The organism is Gymnodinialimonas phycosphaerae, from assembly GCF_019195455.1.
Classification (GTDB): domain Bacteria; phylum Pseudomonadota; class Alphaproteobacteria; order Rhodobacterales; family Rhodobacteraceae; genus Gymnodinialimonas; species Gymnodinialimonas phycosphaerae.
This window is the reverse complement of sequence record NZ_JAIMBW010000001.1, coordinates 259,333-283,913: the sequence shown is the minus strand read 5'-3', so window position 1 is coordinate 283,913 and position 24,581 is coordinate 259,333. Positions and strand designations below refer to the sequence as shown.

The following is a 24,581-nucleotide window of genomic DNA, read 5'->3' as shown; positions in this document are numbered from 1 at the left end:
CACCCGCCCCCTCCAACAACACCACGTCACCGCTTGACCAATACCTCATACCCGGGCTCTTCCGGCTCGTCGTCGACCAATTCCACCGGGAAGCCATCGGCGCGCACGTCCAGACCCGTCGCCGCCTCCAGCAGCTCGATCATCCGGTCAGATTGCGCGGCGTGCCCCAGCACGCGCTGGCCCTCTGTCAGCATCTCGATCATCTTCGGGCTGATCTCCAGCGGCACGTTGGTCCGATCCGCGATGGTCTGGAACAGCCCCACATCCTTCTGGATCAGATCGAGGGTGAAATTCACATCGCGAGAGCCCGACAGGATCAACTGGCTTTCCGTCTCGTGGACAAAGGAATTGCCCGAGGAGACGGCAATCGCCTCAAAGGTTGTGGCCATGTCCACGCCTGCCGCGCGCATCACTGTCAGGGCCTCGCACAACATCAAAAGGTGTCCTGTCGCCAGATAGTTGGTCATCACTTTCAGCGTGGACGCGGCGCCCAGGGACCCGGTGTGCAAGATCCGGCGGCCCATTTTCGTGAGCAGCGGGAAGACCGTATCAAAGACCGCGCGGTCCCCGCTCATGTAGATCGAAATATTGCCCGTATCGGCCCGGTGGCACCCGCCCGAAACCGGGCATTCCGCAACCGCGCCGCCCTTCGCTGCCACCAGCGGCGCGATGCGCAGGATCTCGGCGGCGTCGGTGGTGGACATCTCCATCCAGATCTTGCCGGGCGCGACCTCGGGCAACATGGCGTCGACCACGGCGGCGGAGGCGGCCGGCGACGGCAGGCAGGTGATCACCACGTGGCAGGCGGCCATCATCGCCGCCGGATCGCCCCCCGCCCGTGCGCCACGCGCGACAAACCCCGCGACGGCCTCGGCGTCCAGATCATGGACAACCAGATCCACCCCGTTGCGCATGAGCGAGCCCGCCAGCTTGCCGCCGACGCTGCCCAATCCGATAAACCCTACTTGCATCCCGGCCTCCATCCCGTTCGCGACCCCGCCAAATGGCAGTTCCCGCAAGCGGGCTGTCTTGCGCGTTTACGACAAGCTGCCCCCATGATCCGTCAGGATCTGCGCAAAGCGGCCGTGGGCGGGGGCGCCGTGGGCCACAAGGCTGACCGTTATGGCGAGCCCACCGTCTTCCTGCTCGACCAGAAGGGCCATCGCGGGGCTGCGGATCGGGGGCCAGTAAGCGACGACAGACTGGGCGGTCAGCAAGATTTCACCCTCCTCAGAGAAGTCGTCTTGTTCGGCCAAATCCTCGATCAGCGCGTCGGGCACCGTCGCCGTCAACGGCGCTCTGCCCCATGCGACCGTGATCTGACGGCTGAGCGCTTCGACCATGCGGTCAACTTCCGCGTCGATATCATCGTACTCCGCCGCGATGTCACCGGTCGGGTGGGTCATGGCGAGGGCGAGCGCGACAGAGAAAACGACATCGTCTGGCGGCGGCGCCTCAACCGGCTCGACCCGGCCTTCCCACCAATCAAGCAGGTCATAACACTTGTCGGACAACCGATCCCGGAGGGAGCCGCGCAACATCGCGTCAACATCCATGTGGATGCCCTTGGCCCGCAACCCGGCGGCGACCTGCCTTGCGTCCGCAACGGTACGATCACGCTCGGCCTCTATGGCGTCCAAGACGGCGCCCTGATGTGGGCCGGTGGCAGCGGCAAGCTCGGCCAGGGTCTCGGCCTCCAGGATGTGGGTCAGGTCGGGCACCGCGCCACGTTTGGGGAAACTCCAGAACTGGGAAGGCTCGGACATCAGGGGATCACCACGATATTTCCGGTATGCTCCTTGGCGATGAAGGCGGTTTGTGCCGCGCGCAAGTCACGCAGCGGATAGGTGGCGGCAAGCACCGGCTTGATCGCGCCCTCCTCGATATAGCGGATCAGGTTGGGCATGACCTGGGGCCCGATGACGGTGGAACCGGTGAAGGTCAGGTCCTTGAGGTAGAGCGTGCGCAGGTCCAGATCGACGACCGGCCCGGCAATGGCGCCGGAACACGTGTAGCGCCCGCCGCGTTCAAGGACCTCGATGAAGGCGCTGAATTGCGGCCCGCCGGTGATGTCGGCAACGACCGTCACACGTTCATCCCCCAAAGCACCGCGGAGGTTTGCAGGCGCGCGGGGCAGGATGCGGTCGGGGCCGAGGGTGGCCACGGCGGCGTGCTTGGCCTCGGACGCCATGGAGATGACGCGCGCGCCTCGGCGCTTGGCCAGTTGCACCAGCGCACCGCCCACACCGCCGGACGCACCGGGCACCAGGACAGTGTCGGCGGCGGTGACATGGGCCCGCTCCAGCATGCCTTCGGCGGTGGAGTACGAGCATGAAAATGTCGCCAGTTCCGCATCGCTGAGCGCGCTGTTGACCGCCAGCGCATTGCGCCCGGGCATGGTCGCGAACTGTGCATAGCCGCCGTCCCTCTCAGACCCGTAGTAGCCGGTCTTGTCAAGGTTCCCCAGATCATCCGCGTCACGCAGCCAGTTGTCGGTGATCACCCGCTCGCCGATGCGGGCGGGGTCCACGCCCTCACCCACGGCCACCACGCGGCCACAGACATCCGCGCCCTGAATGCGCGGGAAGTGGATCGGCGATCCCCCCCAGGCCGGATCTTCTTCGCCTACCTCGGCATAGGCGCCCCCGGTGGTGGCTTGCGTCACAGCCTTGGAGTACCAGCCGGTACGAGTGTTGACGTCCGTGTTGTTGAGACCGGTCGCGCCGACTTCCACAAGAACGTCACCCGCAGCGGGGACCGGTACAGGCCAATCCTCGTGCCAGGCGTAGGCGTCAAGATCGCCATGGCGCGTCAGCACCATCGCTTGCATTTTGGTCGGAAGCGTCATTGCTGCAGGTCTTTCTATGGGCGCACACGCGGGCCGCGGGGAAACGGAACCGGCCCATTTGGCGTGCCCTGACGCTGGGGCGCAACCCCTCCGATCCCGGCTTGCAAGGGCCCGCCTTCCGCGCATTAACCGTCCCTATCCAAATTAACGCCCGAATTAATTGCTTTCGAAACACGGTAGAATCACGCGAGGCTTATCCGACACGCGATAATGCCCGCAAAATGGGCAATAGACCGAAAGGAAAACGCACCCCTCTGGCGTGGAAATTCCGGGTCACAATAAGGGAGTGACAGAACATGGCAATCAAGCCCCCTCTGACGGACCTGCCAATCAAAACAGCAGATTCCGGCTTCTACCAAGGTTTCAGCAAGAACGTCACCATCATCAGTAAGGCGATCATCAGCATCCTTGTGGTGTGGTGTATCTTTTGGCCCGTTCAGGCCGGTGCAACGCTTGGCACCTGGAACGCGGTCATCCTCAACAATTTCGCGGCATGGTATATCTACGTGGTCGCCGCCTTCGTTATCGTCTGCCTAAGCCTTGCGATCTGGCCGACGGCCGGCCGAATGAAGCTGGGAACGCCGGACGAAGTGCCTGAATTCTCAAACTTTTCATGGTTCTCGATGATGTTCGGCGCCGGGATCGGGGTCGGCATGCTGACCTTCTCCGTGGCCGAGCCGATCTCGCACTTCCAAAACAACCCCTCGGTGATCCAGGGGCTGACGACGGCAAACGGGGCGGACAACGTGCGCCAAGCCTATGTCTGGTCGTTCCTGCACTGGGGTGCGGGCGCCTGGGCCTGCTATGCGATCATTGGCCTGGCGCTGGCCTTCTTCGCCTATCGTCGCGGCCTGCCGCTGACCATCCGCTCGGCGCTGACGCCGATTTTCGGAAAGGCGCTGTCGGGCACCTTGGGCCATATCATCGACATCGTGGCCGTCGTCGCAACCATCCTTGGCGTTGCACAGACCCTCGGTTTCGGGGTCGAGCAATTCGTCGCCGGCCTGACCCGCATCGGCATCGGGGGCCTGACCTATGGCGCGAACGCTGTGAACGCGGATGGCGAAAGCATCGCCGGGGCGGTGAACTTCCTAGGCATCGTCGTGGCCCTTCTGTTCATCATGGGCGCCTCCACCTTGTCGGCCCTGTCGGGCGTGGGCAAGGGCATCAAATGGCTGTCGAACATCAACATGGTCCTGTCGATTGTCCTGTTGGGCTTCTTCATCATCTTCGGGGCCACGTGGTTTGGCTTCACGGCGATGTTCGTGGGCTTGTGGGACTACCTGACCGCGCTGCCAACGCTTAGCTTCAACGTCTTCCGCTCGGACGGGGTCGAGGGATCGGAAGCCTTCCTTCTGGCGCAGTGGCAGGGCTGGTGGCCCGTTTTCTACTGGGCCTGGTGGATCGCCTTCGCGCCCTTCGTGGGCCTGTTCCTGGCACGGATTTCCAAGGGGCGCACGATCCGGGAATTCGTCCTGGGTGCCATGATCGTTCCGGCCCTGATGTGCTTTGTCTGGTTCTCCTGGGCAGGCGGGACCGCCGTCGACCTGGAATTGAACGGTAACGCCAATGGCGCGATCCTGAACGCCGGGTTCGGTGACATGATCTTCGCCACTACCGAGTTGATCTTGTTGCCCATCGCCGAGATCCTGGCCTGGGGCATGGCGGTGCTGATCGTTGTTCTACTGACGACGTTCCTTGTTACCTCGGCAGACTCGGCGGTACTGATCGTCAACACGATCAACGCAGCCGGTGACGAAGGCCCCAAGGCACGGCCCCACATCCTGTTCTGGGGTGCGGCCTTGGCGCTTGTGGTGGGCGGATTGCTTCTGTCGGGGGGCACCAGCGCCATTCAGACCGCGATGGTGATCGGGGCGCTGCCCTTCTCGATCGTCATGGTCTTGATGTGCCTGTCGCTGATCAAGGCGATCTGGAACGATGGCCGCCGGGAGCGCGCGGGCGTGGCCACGACCGTGCATCCTTCGGAGCGTGCCGTTCCGGCGGAGTAAGCGATCATCACAGCGATACGACGGGCCGCTCCCAAAAGGGGCGGCCCGATTTTTCATGTCAGACAGGAGGATCCCATGGACGACTTTTTCAAGCTGGGGCTGGAGCAGCGCAAAGCCACTCTGGGCGCGGACTACGTAGAGGCGCACCTTGCCGCCGCCGATGATTTCACCCGCCCCTTTCAGGAAGCCATGACCGCGTGGTGTTGGGGCTTTGGTTGGGGGGATGAGGCGATTGACGCCAAGACGCGCTCGATGATGAACCTGACGATGTTGGCCGCCTTGGGCCGGATGGCCGAATGGGAGACCCACTGCAAAGGCGCGCTGAACAATGGCGTCACCAAGGAGGAATTGCGCGCGATCATCCACGCCGTGGGAATCTACTGCGGCGTGCCGATGGCGCTGGAATGCTTCCGCGTCGCGCGTCGCGTGTTGGAAGACGCCGGAGACTCATGACCCAACGTCACGGGTTAAGCCATTTACAAATAAATGAACATCGTTCATGAATGGTGTCAGAGTTGATCTCAAGGGGTTGAGACATGAGCGGCAAGGGGACGATTTCACGCCGGGCGTTGCTGTTGGGCGCGGGCGCTGTCGCAGGCTACGGCCTTGGCAACGTTTGGGCGCCGGGTCTGTCGCAACTGGACGGTGTGGCGCGGATCGGGGGCACGCCGGACGCGCCCCTGATGCTCAACGACGCCTCCGAACTGTCGGCCACGCCGATCCATGTCCACACGCGCCCCGCCGCCCACGGCGATGCGCTGATCGAGGCGTTTCGGGCCGAACTTGCCGCCGCACAATCCGAAAACCGGCCTGTCTGCGTCAGCGCCGCGCGCCACTCCATGGGAGGGCAAAGCATTCCCCGCGATGGCCACGCGATCACCGTAGATGACGCCACGATCGAACCCGACACCGCGCGGGGCACCTACCGCGTCAATGGCGGCGCGCGCTGGCGCGATGTGATCGCGGCGCTGGATCCCATTGGCTTTTCGCCCGCCGTCATGCAATCCAACCACGACTTCGGCGTTGCGGCCACCTTCAGCGTGAACGCCCACGGCTGGCCCGTCCCTTATGGTCCCATGGGGGCTACCGTGCGGGAATTCCGTATGGTGCTGCCGTCGGGTGACCTCGTCACCGCCTCGCGCACGCAAAATGCCGACCTCTTCAACCTGGCCGTGGGCGGCTATGGGCTGGCGGGCATGATCGTGGATATGGAGGTCGACATGGTTCCAAACCAGCGCCTCTCCCCGTCGTTCACGCCCCTGCCCGCCGCTGATTTTCCCACCGCCTTCCGCGCCGCCGTGGACGACCCAACGATGCCCATGGCCTACGGGCGTCTCAACGTCAGCCGCGACAGCTTCTTCGAAGAGGCGCTTCTGGTCACTTATTCCCCGACGCCGGATCAATCCGACATCCCGGCGGCTACGGAAAGCGGCTGGATGTCTTACGCCGCTTCCTATCTGTACCGCGGCCAAGTGGGGCGCGAAGGAATGAAGGACTGGCGCTGGTGGATGGAATCCTCTTTCGCGCCACGCCTCGCGAGCGAAAGCACGCGCAACTCGCTGATGAACGAGCCGGTCATCACGCTGGATGACCGCAACCCCACCCGCGTCGATATCCTGCACGAATACTTCGTGCCTTTCGACGCTTTTGACGGCTTTCTCAGCGCATGTCAGGACGTCATTCCCGACGCTTTCGTCGAATTCCTCAACGTGACCCTGCGCTTCGTGGACAGCGATACCGACAGCCTGCTGCCCCATTCGCCCACCCCGCGTATCGCGGCCGTGATGTCTTTCACCCAGGAAATGACCGCGCGGGCAGAGGCTGATCACGCCCGCATGACGGCAGCCCTGATCGAGCGTATCATAGCTATCGGCGGCACATATTATCTGCCGTACCGTCCCCATGCGAGCCTTGATCAATTCACCCGTGCCTACCCCCGCGCGCCGGAATTCGCCGCCGCCAAACGCGCCCTCGACCCGCAACTTACCCTGCGCAATAATCTGTGGGACACATATCTGGAGCCCCTGACATGAGCCTGATCCGCCGCCTCTGCCTGGTCTACGCCGTCATCCTTCTGGGGTCCGCCGCGATCAACTACATCCCCGGCCTGACCGATGACGCGGGCCTGGCCTTCGGGACCTTCGCCCTCGATCCCTTCGACGATGCGCTGCACCTGGTCAGTGCCATCTGGGCCTTCCTCGCAGGCCTGATCTCCAACCGTTCCGCGCGGACCTTCCTGATCCTGTTCGGTGCCGCTTACCTTGGCGACGGCATTTTCGGCATCTTCACCGGCTGGGGCTACCTCGACTTCGGCATCTTCACCAATGAAGCCCTTGGCATGGACTGGTCCTTCCAGCGCATCATGGCCAACCTTCCCCACATCGGCTTGGGCTTCGTGGCCCTGGCCGCAGGCGTCGCGGCGCGCCGCGCATGAGGGCCCTGGGGCGTGTCATAAGGCGCATCTTGCAGGCGCTTTTGATCCTTGTGGTCGTGCTGGCGTCGCCCGTGGTCTACGTGGAGACCATGTGCCGGGGCAGCGCCACACCTGCGTCCTCCACGCCACTATCGGCTGAGACCCGCCCGGAAATCCGCACCCTGCTGACCTACCCCGAGTGGCACATCGTCCACGCCTATGACGACTACGCGCAGGTGATCCGTGACGGCGACCCCCATGATTTCAGCTACTTCCGGGCGATTTTCGGGTATTGGTCCTCGCTCTGCACGCTCACGACCGAAGCCGCGGCATTGGGTGAGATCGACGGCGGCACCCGCCAACTTGTCTACGTCATCGGTGTCTCCTTCACCTTCGAGATGTTGATGAAGGCCGCCTACGAGGAAACCATCGGACGTGTCGCCACAATCATCCGCGGCCCCCAACACGCGCGGCTCGACAATCTGTCGGCGCAACAGGCCGCCGAATATGCCGCCTTCCTGCAGCAGGTCCCGTGGTATCGCTACGACTTTCGCGGCGATGCGGCGGCCCTGAACCAGGTGGCCACCGACGCCTTCCGCGATCAGGAACGCGCGTTTTCCCTGGGGCTGGAACACCTCGCGCGCGCGGCCTATGCGGGCGTCATCACCAACGCCGTCGCGGCAACGACGGGCTTTGACGATCTGACCCTTCAAATGGTCGTCATCGGCCTGCCAGAGGAGGCCTTCACAAACGTCGACGGCGTCAGCCTCATCGCGCAGACCGACGCGGGGCTGGAGATCGAGACGCCGCGCTACAGGGAACTTACCGGCCTGCTGGCCACCTGGGCCGATCAGGGGGCCGAGTTCATCGACATGGCGGGCAACGATCAGATCATGTTCACAGCCACCTCGGACGCGGCCACGCAGCCCGGTGCCTTGGCAAGCCTTGCGCGGCAAGGCTATGGCGACACACGACACCTGTTCCTGGTGCCTGTGCGTGAGCTTGCCACGGTGCTTCGGACGCTGGACGCGCGCGGCCTGCGGCTGGAACACATCCATGACTATTAAACGCCTCGCCGTTGCACTGCCGCTTGTTCTCATCGGCTGGATCGCCACCCTGGCCATCGTCATGCGCGCGGGCGGCGAGGCACCTGCCGCCTTCGTCCCGTTTCCCACCGCCGCGCTGATCGAAAACCTGCCCGCCGACATTGCCATCACCGGCCGCTCGCCGATCTCCTTGACCCTGCGCAGTGACGCCGAAGACCTGCCCGCGCGGCTCTACCAATTCGGTGCCTGGCTGGTGCTTCCGGCGGGGCTGGAGGCCTGCATCCCGAATTTCCTTCGCGAGACGCCTACCGCCAGCTAGGCTATTGCCATGGAAGACCCGCCCCCCGATGTAGCCGCGGCCCTTGCGGCCCTGCCCTCCCGCGTGATGGACCTGCGCGCGCTGATCTTCGCCGCCGCCAATGCGACGGGCACGGCTCCCCTGACCGAGACGCTGAAATGGGGCCAGCCCGCCTACCTGCCCGCCAAACGCGCGGGCACCACCCTGCGCCTGGGCGTGGATGCAGGCCAACCGACCCTCTTCGTGCCCTGCTCCACCAATCTGCTGGACCGCTTTCGCGACGCCTTCCCGACCGAGTTCACCTACTCCGGCGCCCGTGCCGTCCATCTCCCTGCGCAAGGCCCCTTTCCACAGGCCGCCTTCCAACAAATCGCCGCCATGGCCCTCACCTACCACCGCGACAAACGCCGATAAGGCTCCGCGCCTATCCTTCACCGTTCTCAAAATATCCTAGGGGGTCTGGGGGATGAAATCCCCCAGCTGGTCGGCGCGCCTTGCGCGTCGACACATAAAAAGGGGCGCGCCAGTCCCCCGGCGCGCCCCAAACCTCAGGATTACATCAAATCAGCGGTGCAGATCGAAGCGGTCGTTCTCCATCACCTTGACCCAGGCAGCGACGAAATCGTCGACCATCTTGGCCTCCGCATCGGCGCTGGCATAGACTTCGGCGAAGGCGCGCAACTGGCTGTTGGAGCCGAAAACCAGATCCACCACCGTGGCGGTCCACTTCGCCTCTCCGGTCGTGCGATCGCGGCCCTCAAGAATGCCGCTCTCAGTCTGCTCCCAAACCGTGTCCATGCTCAACACGTTCTTGAAGAACGCGTTGTTCAAGGCGCCGGGGGTCTCGGTCAGCACGCCGTGCCTGCTATCGCCGTAGGTGGCGCCAATGGCGCGCAAGCCGCCGACCAGCACCGTCATCTCGGGCGCCGTCAGCCCCAGAAGCGCCGATTTGTCGACCAGCATTTCCGCAGGCTCCCGCAGTGAGAACGTCGCGTGGTAGTTGCGGAAGCCGTCGGACGTCGGCTCCAGCACGTCGTAGGCCTCGATATCCGTCTGCTCTTGGGTCGCGTCACCGCGTCCGGGCGTGAAGGGCACGTGCACGTGATGCCCCGCCTCGCGCGCGGCCATCTCGATCCCTACGCCGCCTGCCAGCACGATCATGTCGGCCACCGTGACCTTGATGGTGTGCTCGGCGTTATGCGCCTCCACGAGGCCTTCCAGCACAGGCAGAACCTTGTCCAGCTCTTCCGGGTTGTTCACCTTCCACCCGCGTGCGGGCTGCAAACGGATGCGCGCGCCGTTGGCCCCGCCCCGCTTGTCGCTGTCGCGGTAGGACGCCGCCGAGCCCCAGGCCACGCGCACCAATTCCGCCGGCGTCAGATCAGAGGCTACGATCGCCGCTTTCAGCTTGGCGATTTCCTCATCGTTGATGCGCGGGCCCTGGGGCACCGTCACCGGATCCTGCCACAGCAGCTCTTCCTGGGGGACTTCGTCGCCCAGGTAGCGCTGGATCGGCCCCATGTCGCGGTGGGTCAGCTTGTACCAGGCCCGCGCGAAGGCATCGGCGAACTTGTCGGGATTGGCGTGGAAATCCCGGCTGATCTTCTCGTAAGCCGGGTCCATGCGCATCGCCATGTCCGCCGTCGTCATCATCAGCGGCACGGTGCCGTTGCCGTCCACCTGCGGGGCCTGGTCGTTTTCAAAGTCCACGGGCCGCCACTGGTTGGCGCCTGCTGGGGATTTCGTCAGCTCCCACTCATGGCCGAAGAGCACGTCGAAGTAGGACATGTCCCACTGGGTCGGCGTCGGCGTCCAGGGGCCTTCGACGCCCGAGGTCGTGGTGTGCACGCCCTTGCCGCTCTCGAAGCCATTCTTCCAGCCCAGACCCATCTCGGTCACGTCCGCGCCCTCGGGCTCTGCGCCCACCAACTCGGGATCGCCAGCACCGTGGGCCTTGCCGAAGGTGTGACCACCTGCAACCAGCGCGACCGTCTCTTCGTCGTTCATCGCCATGCGTGCGAAGGTGTCGCGGATGTCAAAGGCCGAGGCCAGCGGATCGGGGTTACCGTCGGGGCCCTCGGGGTTGACGTAGATCAGGCCCATCTGCACGGCGGCCAGCGGGTTGTGCAGCTCACGCTTCTCACCGTAGCGGGTGTTCTCCATGTCCGATGTGGCCAGCCACTCGGTCTCGGGGCCCCAGTAGATGTCCTCCTCGGGCTCCCACACATCAGCGCGCCCGCCCGCGAAACCGAAGGTCTCAAAGCCCATGTCTTCCAGCGCGACGTTACCGGCCAGGATCATCAGGTCAGCCCAGGACAGGTTGCGGCCATACTTTTCCTTGATCGGCCACAGGATGCGGCGCGCCTTGTCGAGGTTGCCGTTGTCGGGCCAGGAGTTCAGCGGCGCAAAACGTTGCGTGCCGGTGCCTGCGCCACCACGGCCGTCAAAGGTGCGGTAGGTCCCGGCAGAGTGCCACGCCATGCGGATCATCAGTGGGCCATAGTGGCCGTAATCCGCAGGCCACCAATCCTTGCTGTCCTTGAGACATTCGGCGATGTCCGCCTTCACGGCGCACAGATCCAGCTTCTCGAAAGCTTCCGCGTAATCAAAGCCTTCGCCCATCGGGTTCAGCTTTTCGGAGTTCGCCGACAGCGGCTTGAGGTTCAATTGGTTCGGCCACCAATGCTGGTTGGCGGTGGTGCCCATGGGGCGCTGGCCTTCGCCATGCATGACCGGGCAGCGACCTGAAATTGGGGATCCGTCCATCATATTCTCTCTCCACTGATTGCGTCTTTTGGGTGCGCCTCCCGCAGGGGTGAGTCGCATTATAGGACCATTCTAACACCGCAAATCGATTAGCTACAGTTGGATATTCTGATAGCCGTGATAAGGTCACCTGATGATAAACCTGACCCTCAAGCAATTGCGCTACGTCGAAGCGCTGGCACAGCACGGCCATTTCGGCCAGGCGGCGGCGGCCTGCAGCGTGACGCAACCCGCGCTTTCCATGCAGATCAAGGAGTTGGAGGAAGCCTTCGGGCTGCCGCTGTTTGAACGCACCCCACGCAGCGTGCGCCTGACGGGGTTCGGAGAGGCCGTGCTGACCCGCGCCAAGGCAATCCTGCGCGCGGTCGACGAGCTTGGTGACCTCGCCCGCGCCGCGCGGGGCGGGCTGACGGGGCGCTTGCGCCTGGGCGTGATCCCCACCATAGCCCCCTACCTGCTGCCCCGCATCATAGGCGCCCTGGCCCTGCATTACCCCGACGTCGACCTGCACATTCGCGAAACCCTGACACCGCGCTTGCTGGAGGATTTGTCCGCCGGGCGTCTGGATACGGCAATCCTTGCCCTTCCGGTATCCGAGCCGACCCTGACCGAGGTACACCTCCATGATGAGGAATTCGTGCTGGTCCGTCCCTCGGGCGATGAGGGCAGACCCGTGCCCGATGGTGAGGCACTGGCGCAGATGCGCCTGCTGTTGCTGGAAGAGGGTCACTGCTTCCGCGACCAGGCCCTGAGTTTTTGCAACGTGCGCACCAATCTACCGCGCGAGGGGCTTGATGGGTCCAGCCTGTCGACGCTGGTGCAGATGGTCGGCGCGGGCATCGGCGTGACGCTGATCCCGGATATGGCTGTGGGGGTCGAGACACGGTCCGCCGACGTCTCGGTCGCGCGGTTCACCCATGTCCGGCCAAAGCGCACAATCGGCATGGTCTGGCGCAAGGCCAGCCCCTTGTCGGGTCAATTGGAAGGGATGGCCGACGTGGTGCGGTCGGCCATCATGCCCGCCGCCTGACGCGGGCGCGCCCTGCGGTCAGTTCGTCAGACGGAAGTGCGAGGTCTGACGGCGCGGCGTGCGGTTCCAGATGTGGGGCAGCGCAAAGCGGGCGAAGAACTTGTCGATCAGCGGTCTTTTGGTCATCAGACCTCGGCGCGTGAGCAGCGGGAAAAACAGGTTCCCGAAGCGCTTGTCGATGGTGACCGGGCGCATGCGCTTACGCTCGTGGCTATAAGATAGCGTCGGGATGCCGAAGGCCGCCGAGATACCGCGAGGCTTCAGGCCATTGTCCACGTCAAGATGGTTGGTCAGGAACAGGCGGTGGCTTGACAGGATCGACAGGTATCGCCGGTCGTCGAACTCTTCGGGAGTGTGGATATTTTCATTCGCGACACCCGCGTCGAACGAGGGATGCATATCCGCAGTCTCGATCGCCGTCTTCGCGGCCCCGAAGGGCACGAAAGGCGCGCGCACCACCAGAAGGCCCCGGCCCACGGACAGATGTTGGGCATATTGCTGCGCAACACTGGCGGGCACACCGGCTGCGATGATCGTTTCCTCGGCAGAGCGCCCGCCCTGCTCGATCACATCCATGGTGCTTTCGGGGAAGCCCTCGGCTTTCAGCTTGGCGACGACATCATCGGCATGGGCCGCGTTTTCGTAAAGCCGTGTTACAATCGTGGTCATCTCAGGTGAGCCTCCCCAACTTTGTTACCTGGGCCCCGCATCCATTGGACACATGGCGATTTCACTATTTTAGGGCGCTTCGCCCAGATTTCGAGACCTCATGACGTGAAGACGCCAAATTACGCAAAGAGCCGCCACCAGGAAGATGACTTCCAGCAAGAAGACCGGGATATAGGGCGTCGCCGGGCGCAGGTCCGCGCCGCCAGGCAAGGCCAGGATGATATCCCGAATGATACCGCCCGCCGCGATCGCGATGCCCGCAGCCGTCGCCTGCACCGCCCCCCATGCGCCGAGCGCCAGGCCGATCTGTTCGCGCGGCGCGCGCCGCATCGTCGCCGTCAAGGTGCCGTGGCCGAAAAGGCCCGCCCCGACGCCAGCGGCAAAAACGCCGGCCGTAAACAGCACGATGCCGCCCAGTTGCGCAGCCGCGGTGATGGCGATGAAGCCCGGCACGCCGATGGCGGCACCATAGGTGGCGACGTTCAGCGGCTCGGCCCCGCGCAGCAACACGTAGCTGGCAAACCAGAATCCCAACAGGCTGCCCGCCGCCAGCACGGCGGTCAGGCGCGTGGTCATCGCGACCGACATATCAAGGACCTGGCCGCCATAGGGCTCCAACAAAACCTCGGCCATACCGTAGGCCATCGTGCCAAGGGCGATGACGATCAGCAGGCGTTTGGTGCCTTCGCGCGACGCGAAGACAGACCAGGCGGCCAGAAACGTCTCGGTCGGCGGCGGTGAGGCCGCGCGCCCCCGGTCGCGGGGCTCTTGCTTCCAGAGCGCGGCAAGGTTCAGGGCCACGGTCACAACCGCCGCCCCTTGGACCACCTGTGCCAAGCGACCTGCGGTGTAGTCGGCGAGCAGCCAGCCGAATACGATGGCGCTGACGATCATGCCGACCAACAGCATCACATACATCAGGCCCACGACCTTTGGCTGATCCTCCTCGGGCACCAGATCGGTGGCCAGCGCCAGCCCGACGGTCTGGACGGTATGCACCCCCGCCCCCACCAAAAGGAACGCAATCGCCGTGAAGGTGTGGCCGATCCACAGCGGCGCGTCAGCGGCCTGATCGTAGCCCGAAAGGACCAGAAGCGCGAAGGGCATGATCGCGAAGCCGCCGAATTGCAGCATCGTGCCTTTCCAGATGAACGGCACCCGCCGCCATCCCAATGCGCTGCGGTGTTGGTCGGACTTGAAGCCGATCAGCGCGCGAAACGGCGCGAACACCAACGGCAGCGCCAGCATGATCGCCACCAGCGAGGCCGGAACCCCCTGCTCGACAATCATGACACGGTTAAGCGTGCCCACCAGCAGCACCAGCGCCATACCGACCGAGACCTGAAACAGGGACAAACGAAGAAGACGGGAGAGCGGGACATCGTCACTGGCCACATCCGCGAACGGCAGATACCGGGGCGTGACCCCGGCGATGCGTTTCAGCAGATTGTTCTTGAAACCGGACATACAGCCCCTTGCGACGGCGCAGGTAGGGGCCGCCATAACTCTTGAAAACCGGGCCGGGTCAAGAAGCGTCTCGCGCTTCTATCCCCCGGTCGTAAAAGACGAGCCGCCCACGAAGGCGCCGCGTCCGAGGTCAGTCAGTTGGAGGCAAGCGTGATCGGGTCCTCGATCACAAGCCGAGCTGTCCGGCCATCGGGCAGGACAACCGTTGCGCCGTCGGTCAGGGCGGCGTCAAGATACATCGGCGTGTCAGCCGTCACGGCGCTTGCAGGAATAACCTGCGCGTCGGTCGCAAGCGCGGCCATGCCGGATCCCAATTCCTGTCCAGACAGGAAATCGGACACCCAGGAGGTGTTGCTTACGACAGCGACGTGCACTGCGAACGAACCGACGGCAACCGCTGACAGAAACAGCGGAACACCGACAGTGGGCTTCACGACGAGCCAGATCTTTGAGTTATTCATGTGATCTTGCTCCCGTTAGCCCAGCCAAGGCGTGGAGACGGCGACGAGGAAGTGGGCGACCAGAGCGATCCCCCCAAACACGCGTGTACCGTCGATGAGGTAGCTATGCACCTCTTCGGCCTCTTTGAGGGTCAGACCCGTGGGCCAGACTTTATCTGGATCATCAGTCATGATGTTCCCTTCCTCTTGCTATAGAGTTTTGGCCTTGGAACTCGCGCCCCAAAACCGGCGAGCGAGGGCCCCGGCAAAAAAGACTTCGGGCCGGGTCCTTCACCCGACAGAATGTCACATATAGCTGACAGGTCAACTGTAAATCACAGTTGACACATAGGTTTTGACTATTAGGTGATGCGGGAATGGCGTGCCCTTACGCGTCTGCGACGGGCAAGCGGAGATGCTCGCGGGCCTCACGGTGGCGCGATGCCCTCCACATTGCCGCCCCGCAAGCCCCTCCGCAGAACGACCAAACCGACCGCCACGGGCCGTGTCCTTGCCGAACGCGGGCGCGGCGGCGCGTGAAGCGTCGCAAGCCGCTAATCACAATGCCAGAAGGATATCCCGGACATTTGGGGCCCGTCCCCACCCCTCCGATGCCCGCAAAGGGAGGGCGCTTGTGCGACGTGTTTCAAATCTGGCGCAGGGGGGCATTCGGCGCGTCACCCACCGGCCCGCACCCGCAATGCGTTCTGGTACAACACTCACCCCGCGCCCTGTCGCAGACATCTGGTCCGGGATAGTGGTGGACGTGCGCGCGATATCCCGGAAAGGGGCACCGAGCCCTGCGGCAAACCCCGGAATGGCTGCGATTCTCTTGAGGATTTCACTTGCAAACGCGGGTCGGGTGGCAGGTTTCCAACAACCGCCACGCAAGCCTGTTACCCGGTTTTGCCCAGCTTGGAGCGGTGCAACAGAGGTGAGGCGCGGAAAGCGTCGCGCATCTTCTCCATGCTGTAATCATGCTCGTGGACACGCAGGGTCTCGACCATGGCTTCCGCATCCGCGACCCGTCCACACTTCATGTAGAGCATCCCCATCAACCGCTTGGGCGCCAGGAAATGCGGCGCGTCACGGCCCAGGGCCTCGCCGATCTTGATCGCCTCCGTATAGCGCCCCGCGCAAGCGGCCGAGCGCATGGCGACATAGCGGATCGAGGATTTCGCGCCGCGCGGCACCGCCAATGCATTCGCCCGGCGCGTCAGGCGGTAGCCCTCTTCGAAATTACCAAGGTGCGTGTGGACCATGCCAAGATACGAGATCCCGTAAGGATTGCTGGGGTTGAGCGTATGGCTGCGCTGCGCCAGCTCCAGCGCCTCTTCATTCGACAACAGCCACATGGACCGGATGAAGGCGGCCAGCGACAGAACGATGGAATTGCCGGGGTCTTGTTCCTCGGCAAGGCTGATGAACCGCTCCATCTCTTCGCTGATTGCCTGCGCGTTGCCGCCGCCGCCCTCGCCCAACAGAAAGGTGCGCAGATAGGCGCGCCAGGCCAAGAACACTGGCTGCGCGTCGACCTCGTAGGCCTTGGCGATCAGATCGTCGGCCGCCGCGATGGTGGCGGGCGCGTAGTCCGTGACCGACCGCATCGCCCGGAAGCACATCGCCGTGGCGATCCGCGCGACGGGCAATCGCGCATCGTAGCTGGCGATTTCGTCAAGCGATTGCTCCACCGCTTCATTGACCAGATCAATCATGTCGATGGTGTCAGACAGGCGGATAAGGTTGGTGAAGATCGTTCCATCAAGCGAACGGGTCAGGTTGACCGACACCCCCTTGGCACCACCCGCATCGACCGAGCTGACCTGCACGCGAAAGGCGCGCTCCGCATCCGCGCGGGAAAGGCCGGGCATCGAGGTTTCATCAAGCAGATGCACCTTGCCGCTGTCGTCGATGCTTTTGCAGATCAGGTCTTGCAGCACCGCATTGTAGATCTGCGCCTGCGCCGCGCCATCAGGGCGCCCCCGAATGACGATGGGCCGCTGCAGGGGCGGTGGCGTCGGCGCGGGAACGGGCGAGAGGCGACGCTCGAAATAGGCGCGGCGATCCGCCAGCCAGCGCGCGAACGCGGGATCGCGGATCGTCAGATCGGCAAGGAACTGCGGCGCTTCGCCGGGGATCGCGGCCAATCGGGTCAGATGATCGTCGTCGGCGGCATCCGCCCAAAGGCGGTTCGGGTCCAGCCCCAGCATCTGCGGGCCCGCCACCAGAAGGTCGCTATCGGCCCCCAGCGCCCGGCGGATTTCCAGAATGCACTGGCGATAGCTGTTAGCCGCCTGCGAGGCGCCCCTGTCACTCCAGAGATGCTCTTGCAGCCACGACCGCGCCCGCGCCTGGTCGCGTCCCGTGCCCAGCGCGGCCAAGATTGCACGCGACTTTTTTCCTTTGATTTCAATGACGCCACCGGCAGGAGACTCAAGCCGGAAAGGGCCGATGAGGGTGAGTTTGTAGGCGTTTTCCGTCATCATCCCTCCCCTCTGGCGTCTTCAGGTCCCCATGAAGACCGTTAAAAAAGTGTTAAATGCTCCCCGTTTGTAACACGCAAATTAACGCTTTGTTGACAAAAACCAGAGCGCACGGCCCGTTTGCCTGACGTTAGGTAAATTTTGAGTGGGATGCGATGACGACGAGCAGCTTTTCCTCCTTGGCGCATGGCCATCATGGTCAGCACGGCCAACACGGTCAGCACGGCCAACATGGTCAGCATGGTCAGCACGGGCAACATGGTCAGCACGGGCAACATGGCCAGCACGGGCAATTTTCGTCCTCCTCTGGCGCGCCAAGTTCCGCCGCCGCGGCGCTGATCATGGGGCATGCCACGACGGCGGGGCCCTGGACCTGGGATCAGGCCGGCCCGCAACCCAAACCGCTTGCGTTCAACGACCCTGCCAACCTGCACACCTGGTCGGCGGATGTGCGCGTGATGATCATCGTGCAGGAAATCGCGGCGACGCTGGCCGTGCGTCCCGTCAGCGGCACACCGGACGCCGTCAGCGTCGGCCTGCACGACGGCACCGAGATTGCACGACTAGATCGCCCCGGCGTCGAGACTTTCGCCAAGCAACTGAACTACTTGGAGTATTACGCCGATCAACGTTCGGAACGGACGGCGGAAATCCTGTCGGAACTGACCGACCTGATCACGCCCTTCGGCGCGGTTCTGCCGCTGCATCCGGGCCGCCACCGCTGGACCTATGAGTTGATCCAGACGGCGCTGGAGGCGATTTCCCTGATCGAGATGCAATGCAAGCACCTGCTGGCCTGCCGCCGTCCCAATGAATTCTCGGCGCAGATCCAGCCGATGATACAAACGCCTGGCCACGGCAGCCTGCCGTCCGGCCATGCGACCGAAGCGTTCCTCGTCGCGACGATCTTGCGTGATCTCTCCCATTGCGCGCAGCATCGGCCCCATCTGGCGGACCAGCAATTGCTCCGCCACGCCGCCCGGATTGCCCAGAACCGGACGGCGGCGGGTGTCCACTTTCCCGTGGACAGCGCGGCGGGGGCGACCCTTGGGGTCTCTCTCGGCGGCTACATCCTGGAGATGGCGGGCAGCGCAGGTCATGCCCATGGCTGGCACTGCGCCAGCGACACCTACGGTGGGGCGGATTTCACGTACGAGAGTGTGGAAGGGATTTTCGGGTCGGACCCCCTTAACGTCGATGATCCTTCTACCAACACCTCTGTCACCTATGCCACGCCCGTCAGCTATTCGCTGCAAACCCATCCCGCCACGCTGGCCCTGACCCAGCTTTACACACTGGCCAAGGCCGAATGGACCACCGCCACAGCCCCCCAGGCACAGGGATAGCGGGTATGGTGTGGTCCTGGGGCATAGCAACGCGCATGGACGGAGGCGGCAAGGCCGACACCGTGCAATCGCCCACCAGCGACTGGTGGCAGCGGATGCTGGCGGGCGACCTGCCCCCCCCCGTGGTGACACCCGTGGACCGCGAGGTCTACACGGCCCATCCCGATGAAACCGCGCCCGTGCTTCCCCATGCCTGCTGCATCGATCCGCGCAAGGATCAAGGCGATGTCCCCCCCCTCGACCCTCTGCCACAAACGGTCATCATGGGGATCATCGATGACGGCCTGGCCTTCGCCAACGCGCGGTTTCTGAAGCCCGGCCCGAACGGTCAGTACCAGACCCGCATGGCCGCTTTCTGGAACCAGGACGCCACCTGCGGCAACACCCGGGTCGGATCAGGCTCTGCAGACGGATACACCCTGCCCTTCGGCCACGACTGGACCGAGGCCGAGATCAACACCAGCCTTTTCACCTATCCTGACGGGGCCTTCCCCGACCCGGACTTTGCCTACCGCAACTCCGAAATGTCGCGTGCCGTCGCCCGGGCGTTAACCCATGGCACCCATGTGATGGACCTCGCGACGGGATACGACTGTGACGACACCCGCGCCAATGATCTTGGCGAGGTTCCCGCCGACATGGCCTTGCGCCGCCCCATCGTGGCGGTGCAACTGGCGCGTCACGCGACGCAAAACGCCTCGGGCGCTTTCATGGCGCCATTCGTGACCCATGCCATGGCATACATCCTCGACCGGGCCGTGCGGTTGCAGCCCGCGGACGGCGACCGGGTGCCCGTGGTGCTCAACTTTTCTTACGGGATCTACGCCAGTGCCTTGCGCGGTCGCGCAGCCTTAGAGGAATGGATCGACGACGCCGTGAAGGCCATGTGGAAAGACCATGGCATTCCCGTCTGGGTCGTGCTGCCGTCAGGCAACAGTCACATGGATCGCACCCACGGCGAGCAGCAGGTCAGCGCGACCCAGGCCGAGGTGCCCGCGCACCCGCTCATCGTGCGGCATCAACCTGAAAACAAGGCACCCACCGTGGTCGAATTCTGGTGGCCGGAACGCACCACCAGTTCTGAGACCTACGGGCTGGAGGGGGTGAAGGGCGTCAAGGGCGGGCTGAATGCCAAACAGCGTCGGCAAGTAATCGAGTCTCTGTCCGCCCTGCCCTCCCCCCTCCGGCTGGAATTGCGCCCGCCCCAGGCGCGCGACTGGATCGAACTGCCGCCGGACCCGGTGAATTTCTTCCACGGCGTACCGCTGACGGATGGCGACCGCACGGTTGCCATGACCTACCACGAGGCGCTTGTCAGTTTTGGCCGCAAGACCATGGACAAGGACAGCCGCGAGATCAGCGTGCAGTTGAAACTGACCCTTGTGCTGGCGCCATCGGTGTTTGAACAAGCGCTCGACGCCGCTGGTTTCGCCCAAACCGACGCCACCCTGCCTGCGGGCAATTGGGAGGTGCGCCTTTGGAATGAAGACACCGCCGCACCCGAAACCGTGACCGTGCGGTGTCAGCGCAATGACACCCCTTTCGGGTTCCGTCCCTACGGTCGCCAGTCGCGTCTGGAAGACCCGCGATACCGCGCCGTGCGCCCCGACGGGCGCGCCGATCAGGCCGACAGCGACGACGCGTGGGTCCTGCGCCGAGGCACCTTGAGCGCGATCAGTTCGGGCGCCCATACCATTCGCGTGGGCTCCGTGCGGGCCTCCAACCTCGACCGCCGCGAGATTGCCGAAAACCACACCATCGCGGCGTCGGTCTTCAGCGGTGCAGGCGACCCCGCCAATCCCTTCGACGGCGTCGATATCGCCGCCGTCTCCGAACTCAGCGCCGCCTTGCCCGGCGTTCTGGGCGCGAGCACACATTCCGGCGCGCGCATGCGCCTTTCCGGCACGTCCGCCGCCGCACCCCAGGTGGCGCGCTGGATCGCGCAGGAACTTGCGCAGCCCGGTATCTCTCCCCTGCGCGACGCACTTGTCGCGGAGGCCGCAAATTCAACCGCAAGTTATTTCAAGGACAGCTACACACCCGAACGCTCAGGCGCGCGGGTGCTATTGGGACCCGGTGCCCGTTAATTCCAGTGGGGCATCGGTTCATAGGCGCGCGACCTCTTCACGTGCTTCTTATCCGCCCGGCAGTCATCCCCTTGACTGCCGGGCAATTTTTTGGCGCCGATCCCTTGCGCGCCTGCCCACCCAAAGGCACCTTGTGCGCTGAGGGAGAACCCGATGTTTCTGAAAAACGCCTGGTATGTGGCCGCTTGGGACCACGAGGTCACGCAGGATCTGCAACAGATCCTCGTGCTGGGGGAAAAGGTGTGTATCTTCCGCACCCAAGGCGGTGACCTCGTCGCCCTGGAAGACGCCTGCCCCCACCGCAAGCTGCCGCTGTCCAAAGGCCGGATCAAGGGCGATACGGTCGAATGTGGCTACCACGGGCTGACGTTCGACTGCGCGGGCCAGTGCGTTTGGGCCCCCGGCGCGGGCCGCATCCCGTCAAACGCCCGCGTCCACGCCTATCCGCTGGCCGAGAAATACGGGTTGATCTGGATCTGGATGGGCAATCCGGCGCTTGCCGATCCCTCGGACATCTTCGAGATCGAGAACTACGACAACCCCGACTGGGGCATCAACCGTGGCGCCGCCATGGAGCTGAACTGCAACTACCTACTGATGTGCGACAACCTGCTGGACCCCACCCACGTGGCCTGGGTCCACCAATCCAGCTTCGCCGCCGCCGCCACCAAGGACACGCCCCTGCGCGTGACGAAAACCGACACGGGCGTCATCGTGCACCGCTGGATGATGGATCACGAACCCGCGCCGTTCTACAAGAAGGTGGTGGAGTTCGAGGGCAACTGCGACCGGCTTCAGCATTATGAGGTGCGCTATCCCTCGCACGCGCTGGTGCGCGCGGTCTTCACCCCCGCAGGGACCGGGGGGCCGGACGGCCCGCTGCACCCGCAGACCTTCATCATGGACAGCTACAATTTCATGACTCCAACCACGGAGTCAGAGACCCGCTACTATTGGTTCCAATTGCGCAACATTCGCCCCGATGACGCCGAACTATCCCAGATGATGAGCGACGACGTCCAACACGCCTTCGAAGAGGATCGCGAGGTCCTCAACCAGGTGCAGATCGGAATGAGCACCAAGACCTCGCCCCATATAGATTTGCCCATCGATGGCGGGCAATTGCGGTTTCGGCGGCAGTTGCAGGCGCTGATCAACGAGGAACAGCAGGTCGACGCGCAGATGGCGGAGTAGTAGCCCTAGCGGCGCGCCTTCGACAGCGACGCCACGGCGACGGCGGAAATAACGATAAGGCCGACCAGGATCTCACGCACATAGCTGTCCACCTGCATCTGCGTCAGCCCGTTGTCGAGGATCCCCAGCATCAACACCCCCACGAGGGTGTAAAGGACGCGCGGCTCGCCCCGGCGGCTCATGGTCATGCCAAGGAAAACGGCGGCAATGGCGTCCAGCATCAGGCCCGAGCCCTGCGTCGGATTGGCAGAGGCCACGCGCGCGGCAAACATCAGCCCCGCGATCGCCGCACCAAGGCCGGTAAGGCCAAAGGCGATCAGGCGCAAACGTTTCACCTTGAGACCCGCCAGATGCGCGGCCTCGGCATTTCCGCCGATGGCGTAAAGGCGACGGCCGAAGGTCGTATGCTCCAGCGTGAACCAGCAAATCGCGATGACGCACGCCGCGGTAAGGGTCAGGAACGGAAGGCTGATGCCTTCAAGACCGATGGCATCAAGTGGCACCCCGCCGCGCGCAAAGCCTGAGAACGCAGACGGGATATCGCGGCCAAAAATCGTGCGGCCATCGCTGATCAGGAAAGCGGCCCCGCTGAACACCGTGAGCGTGCCAAGGGTGGCCACGAACGGCAATATCCCGATCAGAGAGACGAGAACACCGTTGAACAGGCCCCCAAGCAACCCGACGCCAACAGCCGCCAAAAGGCCTACCCAAATCGGATAATCGGCGGCGAACAGCATCGCCGCGACAATACCCGACAGGCTTGCCATGGAACCCACCGAAAGGTCGAAATCGTTCATCACCATCACGATCGTCATGGTCGCGGCCACGACCGCCAACATGGAAAGCTGCTGGGTAATATTGATCAGGTTGCGCGGGGTCAGGAAGGTCTCGGGCAGGTTCCACGCGAAGAACACGATGATCGCGACGAAGCCTGCAAGCGTGCCGGATTGGCGAAGCGTCTTTGTCATCAGGCGACCTCGGGGGTGTAGAAAAAGGACAGAAGATCAGAGCTGTGCAGCCCCTCGGCCTGCAACAGATGGGCTTGCCGCCCACCCTGCAACACAAGGATCCGGTCACACATGCCAAGCACCTCGGGCAGGTCGCTGGACGTCAGGATCACCGGGCAGCCCTTGGCACTGAGGGCGCGCACGAGGCTATAGATATCGTATTTCGCCCCCACGTCGACGCCGCGCGTCGGCTCGTCCAGCAGCAGCAGCTTTGGCGTTCCGTGCAGTGCCCGGGCGAACACGACCTTCTGCTGGTTGCCACCGCTCAGTTGCCCCACGGGCTGGTCGGGGCCATCGCACTTGAGGCGCGTCTTGGACGACATGTCCCGGGCATCGCGGGTCTCGGCCCGTTTGTTGGCCAGCGCGCCGTAGTCGCGCAGATGCGGCAAGACGATGTTGTCGCGAATGCTGCGGTCCAACATCAACGCCTCCGCGCGCCGTTCGCGCGGGATGTAGGCAACGCCCGCGTCCCAGGCCCGCGCCGGGCTGCACTGCAAAGGCGCTCCGTGAAACGTCGCCTTGCCTGTGACGACGCGCTCCTGGCCCAGAAACAACTGCAGGAACTGGCTTTGCCCGGCCTCCGACAGGCCGGTGACGCCCAGGATCTCCCCCTCGCGCAAATCGAAGTTAAGGCCAGCAAGGCGTTTCGTGCCGACATTGCGCACCCTTGCCACCACCTTGTCCCCGATCGCCGTGGCGCGGGCGGGGTAGGTGTCCGTCCCCTCGCGGCCCGTCATGTCGTGAATGATCTGCGCCTTGGAGGTCTGGGCCACCGGCCCCGTCGAGACATGGCGCCCATCGCGCAGGACGGTGACATCATCGCAAATCCGCAGCACTTCATCCAGACGATGGGACACGTAAAGCACCGCTGCGCCCCGCGCCTTCAGGCGGGCGATGACGTCAAAAAGCATCTCGGATTCCGCCCCCGTCAGGGCTGCCGTCGGCTCATCGAGCACATAAAGCGACGGTGCCGCGCCGTCAGACACAAGTGCTGCGGCGATCTTGGTCAGCATCTTCTCCCCCGCGGGCAGATCCCCGGCCAGCGTGCGCACGTCGATATGATCGGCGCCCAGCGTAGCCAAGGCCTCGGACGCTGCCGCCCGCACCGCGCGCCAGTCGACGGCAAGGCCGAAACGGCGTGGAAGGCGCTGACCCAAAAGAATATTCTCGGCCACCGAGATCTGGGGGACGATGTTCAGCTCTTGATGGATGAAGCGAAAGCCCGCCGCGTGGGCATGTTGGGCATGGGTCAAGGGCACGGGCACCCCGTCGCGCGTCACCTGCATCCGATCCGCCCGCACGACACCCGCGAGAAGCTTTATCAGCGTCGATTTGCCCGCCCCGTTTTCGCCCATCAAGGCATGCACACGACCGCCCCGCAACGCCAGCGACACATCGCTGAGCGCAGGCACCCCGGCGTAGGACTTCGACAAATGTTCCAAAGATATCAGTGACATGGAGAACAGCGGGGCCATATA

At 64.0% G+C, this 24,581-nt stretch carries 23 protein-coding genes; 11 read left to right on the top strand and 12 right to left on the bottom strand.

Annotated elements, in window-relative coordinates:
* Positions 1-26: 26 nt before the first annotated feature.
* The 3 genes from KUL25_RS01425 to KUL25_RS01415 form a co-directional block, all read right to left on the bottom strand.
* A complete protein-coding gene (locus KUL25_RS01425; RefSeq protein ID WP_257891293.1) occupies positions 27-971 on the bottom strand; it encodes an NAD(P)-dependent oxidoreductase in 945 nt (314 codons plus the stop codon).
* 66 nt (positions 972-1,037) lie between these two features.
* The gene (locus tag KUL25_RS01420; protein WP_257891292.1) at positions 1,038-1,766 is read right to left on the bottom strand and encodes a hypothetical protein; all 729 of its coding nucleotides are present in this window, start codon (positions 1,764-1,766) and stop codon (positions 1,038-1,040) included.
* Entirely contained in the window at positions 1,766-2,848 is a 1,083-nt protein-coding gene (locus KUL25_RS01415) for an alcohol dehydrogenase family protein (protein ID WP_257891291.1), read from the bottom strand. The genes KUL25_RS01420 and KUL25_RS01415 overlap by 1 nt, the downstream gene beginning before the upstream one ends.
* A 296-nt stretch (positions 2,849-3,144) precedes the next feature.
* Here KUL25_RS01415 and KUL25_RS01410 point away from each other — a divergent pair, with 296 nt between their 5' ends.
* The 7 genes from KUL25_RS01410 (at position 3,145) to KUL25_RS01380 (ending at position 9,028) form a co-directional block, all read left to right on the top strand.
* Positions 3,145-4,857, top strand: a complete 1,713-nt coding sequence (locus KUL25_RS01410) for a BCCT family transporter (protein ID WP_257891290.1) — start codon at positions 3,145-3,147, stop codon at positions 4,855-4,857.
* A 75-nt stretch (positions 4,858-4,932) separates the two neighbouring features.
* A complete protein-coding gene (locus KUL25_RS01405) occupies positions 4,933-5,310 on the top strand; it encodes a carboxymuconolactone decarboxylase family protein (RefSeq protein WP_257891289.1) in 378 nt (125 codons plus the stop codon).
* 83 nt (positions 5,311-5,393) lie between these two features.
* Positions 5,394-6,890, top strand: coding sequence for an FAD-binding oxidoreductase (locus tag KUL25_RS01400; RefSeq protein WP_257891288.1), 1,497 nt, complete (start codon positions 5,394-5,396; stop codon positions 6,888-6,890).
* Positions 6,887-7,291, top strand: coding sequence for a hypothetical protein (locus tag KUL25_RS01395; protein WP_257891287.1), 405 nt, complete (start codon positions 6,887-6,889; stop codon positions 7,289-7,291). The genes KUL25_RS01400 and KUL25_RS01395 overlap by 4 nt, the downstream gene beginning before the upstream one ends.
* On the top strand, positions 7,288-8,337 hold the full coding sequence (locus tag KUL25_RS01390; RefSeq protein WP_257891286.1) for a hypothetical protein: 1,050 nt from the start codon (positions 7,288-7,290) through the stop codon (positions 8,335-8,337). The genes KUL25_RS01395 and KUL25_RS01390 overlap by 4 nt, the downstream gene beginning before the upstream one ends.
* Positions 8,327-8,635, top strand: a complete 309-nt coding sequence (locus KUL25_RS01385; RefSeq protein WP_257891285.1) for a hypothetical protein — start codon at positions 8,327-8,329, stop codon at positions 8,633-8,635. The genes KUL25_RS01390 and KUL25_RS01385 overlap by 11 nt, the downstream gene beginning before the upstream one ends.
* Positions 8,636-8,644: 9 nt before the next feature.
* Positions 8,645-9,028, top strand: a complete 384-nt coding sequence (locus KUL25_RS01380) for a DUF1801 domain-containing protein (RefSeq protein WP_257891284.1) — start codon at positions 8,645-8,647, stop codon at positions 9,026-9,028.
* Positions 9,029-9,178: 150 nt separating this feature from the next.
* Here KUL25_RS01380 and katG read toward each other — a convergent pair whose 3' ends face one another.
* A complete protein-coding gene (gene katG / locus KUL25_RS01375; protein ID WP_257891283.1) occupies positions 9,179-11,380 on the bottom strand; it encodes a catalase/peroxidase HPI in 2,202 nt (733 codons plus the stop codon).
* Positions 11,381-11,513: 133 nt separating this feature from the next.
* Between katG and KUL25_RS01370 the strand changes: the two genes are divergently transcribed.
* Complete coding sequence (locus KUL25_RS01370; RefSeq protein ID WP_257891282.1) at positions 11,514-12,410, top strand: hydrogen peroxide-inducible genes activator; 897 nt, start codon at positions 11,514-11,516, stop codon at positions 12,408-12,410.
* 18 nt (positions 12,411-12,428) lie between these two features.
* Here the strand turns inward: KUL25_RS01370 and KUL25_RS01365 are convergent, their stop codons facing one another.
* From KUL25_RS01365 to KUL25_RS01340, 6 genes are all read right to left on the bottom strand, one after another.
* Positions 12,429-13,079 (bottom strand): hypothetical protein, encoded by a 651-nt coding sequence (locus KUL25_RS01365; RefSeq protein WP_257891281.1) that lies wholly within the window; start codon positions 13,077-13,079, stop codon positions 12,429-12,431.
* Positions 13,080-13,148: 69 nt separating this feature from the next.
* Complete coding sequence (locus tag KUL25_RS01360) at positions 13,149-14,546, bottom strand: PucC family protein (protein WP_257891280.1); 1,398 nt, start codon at positions 14,544-14,546, stop codon at positions 13,149-13,151.
* Positions 14,547-14,680: 134 nt separating this feature from the next.
* Positions 14,681-15,007, bottom strand: a complete 327-nt coding sequence (locus KUL25_RS01355; protein ID WP_257891279.1) for a light-harvesting protein — start codon at positions 15,005-15,007, stop codon at positions 14,681-14,683.
* A 15-nt stretch (positions 15,008-15,022) separates the two neighbouring features.
* Entirely contained in the window at positions 15,023-15,178 is a 156-nt protein-coding gene (pufB, locus tag KUL25_RS01350; protein ID WP_068357824.1) for a light-harvesting antenna LH1, beta subunit, read from the bottom strand.
* Positions 15,179-15,882: 704 nt separating this feature from the next.
* On the bottom strand, positions 15,883-17,367 hold the full coding sequence (locus tag KUL25_RS01345; protein ID WP_257891278.1) for a tetratricopeptide repeat protein: 1,485 nt from the start codon (positions 17,365-17,367) through the stop codon (positions 15,883-15,885).
* Between the two features lie 143 nt (positions 17,368-17,510).
* Positions 17,511-17,762: a hypothetical protein gene (locus tag KUL25_RS01340; protein ID WP_257891277.1), complete on the bottom strand. Its 252-nt coding sequence runs from the start codon at positions 17,760-17,762 to the stop codon at positions 17,511-17,513.
* Between the two features lie 48 nt (positions 17,763-17,810).
* Between KUL25_RS01340 and KUL25_RS01335 the strand changes: the two genes are divergently transcribed.
* The 3 genes from KUL25_RS01335 (at position 17,811) to KUL25_RS01325 (ending at position 22,096) form a co-directional block, all read left to right on the top strand.
* A complete protein-coding gene (locus KUL25_RS01335; RefSeq protein WP_257891276.1) occupies positions 17,811-18,815 on the top strand; it encodes a phosphatase PAP2 family protein in 1,005 nt (334 codons plus the stop codon).
* A gap of 35 nt (positions 18,816-18,850) precedes the next feature.
* The gene (locus tag KUL25_RS01330) at positions 18,851-20,902 is read left to right on the top strand and encodes a S8/S53 family peptidase (protein WP_257891275.1); all 2,052 of its coding nucleotides are present in this window, start codon (positions 18,851-18,853) and stop codon (positions 20,900-20,902) included.
* 153 nt (positions 20,903-21,055) lie between these two features.
* On the top strand, positions 21,056-22,096 hold the full coding sequence (locus tag KUL25_RS01325; RefSeq protein WP_257891274.1) for an aromatic ring-hydroxylating dioxygenase subunit alpha: 1,041 nt from the start codon (positions 21,056-21,058) through the stop codon (positions 22,094-22,096).
* Positions 22,097-22,101: 5 nt separating this feature from the next.
* Here the strand turns inward: KUL25_RS01325 and KUL25_RS01320 are convergent, their stop codons facing one another.
* Complete coding sequence (locus KUL25_RS01320) at positions 22,102-23,064, bottom strand: ABC transporter permease (protein ID WP_257891273.1); 963 nt, start codon at positions 23,062-23,064, stop codon at positions 22,102-22,104.
* On the bottom strand, positions 23,064-24,560 hold the full coding sequence (locus KUL25_RS01315; RefSeq protein WP_257891272.1) for a sugar ABC transporter ATP-binding protein: 1,497 nt from the start codon (positions 24,558-24,560) through the stop codon (positions 23,064-23,066). Before KUL25_RS01315 ends, KUL25_RS01320 begins: the two co-directional genes overlap by 1 nt.
* Positions 24,561-24,581: the final 21 nt, after the last annotated feature.

Coding starts and splice junctions, on each gene's coding strand:
- KUL25_RS01425 (WP_257891293.1), bottom strand. CDS start 971: ATGCAAGTAGGGTTTATCGGATTGGGCAGCGTCGGCGGCAAGCTGGCG.
- KUL25_RS01420 (WP_257891292.1), bottom strand. CDS start 1,766: ATGTCCGAGCCTTCCCAGTTCTGGAGTTTCCCCAAACGTGGCGCGGTG.
- KUL25_RS01415 (WP_257891291.1), bottom strand. CDS start 2,848: ATGACGCTTCCGACCAAAATGCAAGCGATGGTGCTGACGCGCCATGGC.
- KUL25_RS01410 (WP_257891290.1), top strand. CDS start 3,145: ATGGCAATCAAGCCCCCTCTGACGGACCTGCCAATCAAAACAGCAGAT.
- KUL25_RS01405 (WP_257891289.1), top strand. CDS start 4,933: ATGGACGACTTTTTCAAGCTGGGGCTGGAGCAGCGCAAAGCCACTCTG.
- KUL25_RS01400 (WP_257891288.1), top strand. CDS start 5,394: ATGAGCGGCAAGGGGACGATTTCACGCCGGGCGTTGCTGTTGGGCGCG.
- KUL25_RS01395 (WP_257891287.1), top strand. CDS start 6,887: ATGAGCCTGATCCGCCGCCTCTGCCTGGTCTACGCCGTCATCCTTCTG.
- KUL25_RS01390 (WP_257891286.1), top strand. CDS start 7,288: ATGAGGGCCCTGGGGCGTGTCATAAGGCGCATCTTGCAGGCGCTTTTG.
- KUL25_RS01385 (WP_257891285.1), top strand. CDS start 8,327: ATGACTATTAAACGCCTCGCCGTTGCACTGCCGCTTGTTCTCATCGGC.
- KUL25_RS01380 (WP_257891284.1), top strand. CDS start 8,645: ATGGAAGACCCGCCCCCCGATGTAGCCGCGGCCCTTGCGGCCCTGCCC.
- katG (WP_257891283.1), bottom strand. CDS start 11,380: ATGGACGGATCCCCAATTTCAGGTCGCTGCCCGGTCATGCATGGCGAA.
- KUL25_RS01370 (WP_257891282.1), top strand. CDS start 11,514: ATGATAAACCTGACCCTCAAGCAATTGCGCTACGTCGAAGCGCTGGCA.
- KUL25_RS01365 (WP_257891281.1), bottom strand. CDS start 13,079: ATGACCACGATTGTAACACGGCTTTACGAAAACGCGGCCCATGCCGAT.
- KUL25_RS01360 (WP_257891280.1), bottom strand. CDS start 14,546: ATGTCCGGTTTCAAGAACAATCTGCTGAAACGCATCGCCGGGGTCACG.
- KUL25_RS01355 (WP_257891279.1), bottom strand. CDS start 15,007: ATGAATAACTCAAAGATCTGGCTCGTCGTGAAGCCCACTGTCGGTGTT.
- pufB (WP_068357824.1), bottom strand. CDS start 15,178: ATGACTGATGATCCAGATAAAGTCTGGCCCACGGGTCTGACCCTCAAA.
- KUL25_RS01335 (WP_257891276.1), top strand. CDS start 17,811: ATGGGGCATGCCACGACGGCGGGGCCCTGGACCTGGGATCAGGCCGGC.
- KUL25_RS01330 (WP_257891275.1), top strand. CDS start 18,851: ATGGACGGAGGCGGCAAGGCCGACACCGTGCAATCGCCCACCAGCGAC.
- KUL25_RS01325 (WP_257891274.1), top strand. CDS start 21,056: ATGTTTCTGAAAAACGCCTGGTATGTGGCCGCTTGGGACCACGAGGTC.
- KUL25_RS01320 (WP_257891273.1), bottom strand. CDS start 23,064: ATGACAAAGACGCTTCGCCAATCCGGCACGCTTGCAGGCTTCGTCGCG.
- KUL25_RS01315 (WP_257891272.1), bottom strand. CDS start 24,560: ATGTCACTGATATCTTTGGAACATTTGTCGAAGTCCTACGCCGGGGTG.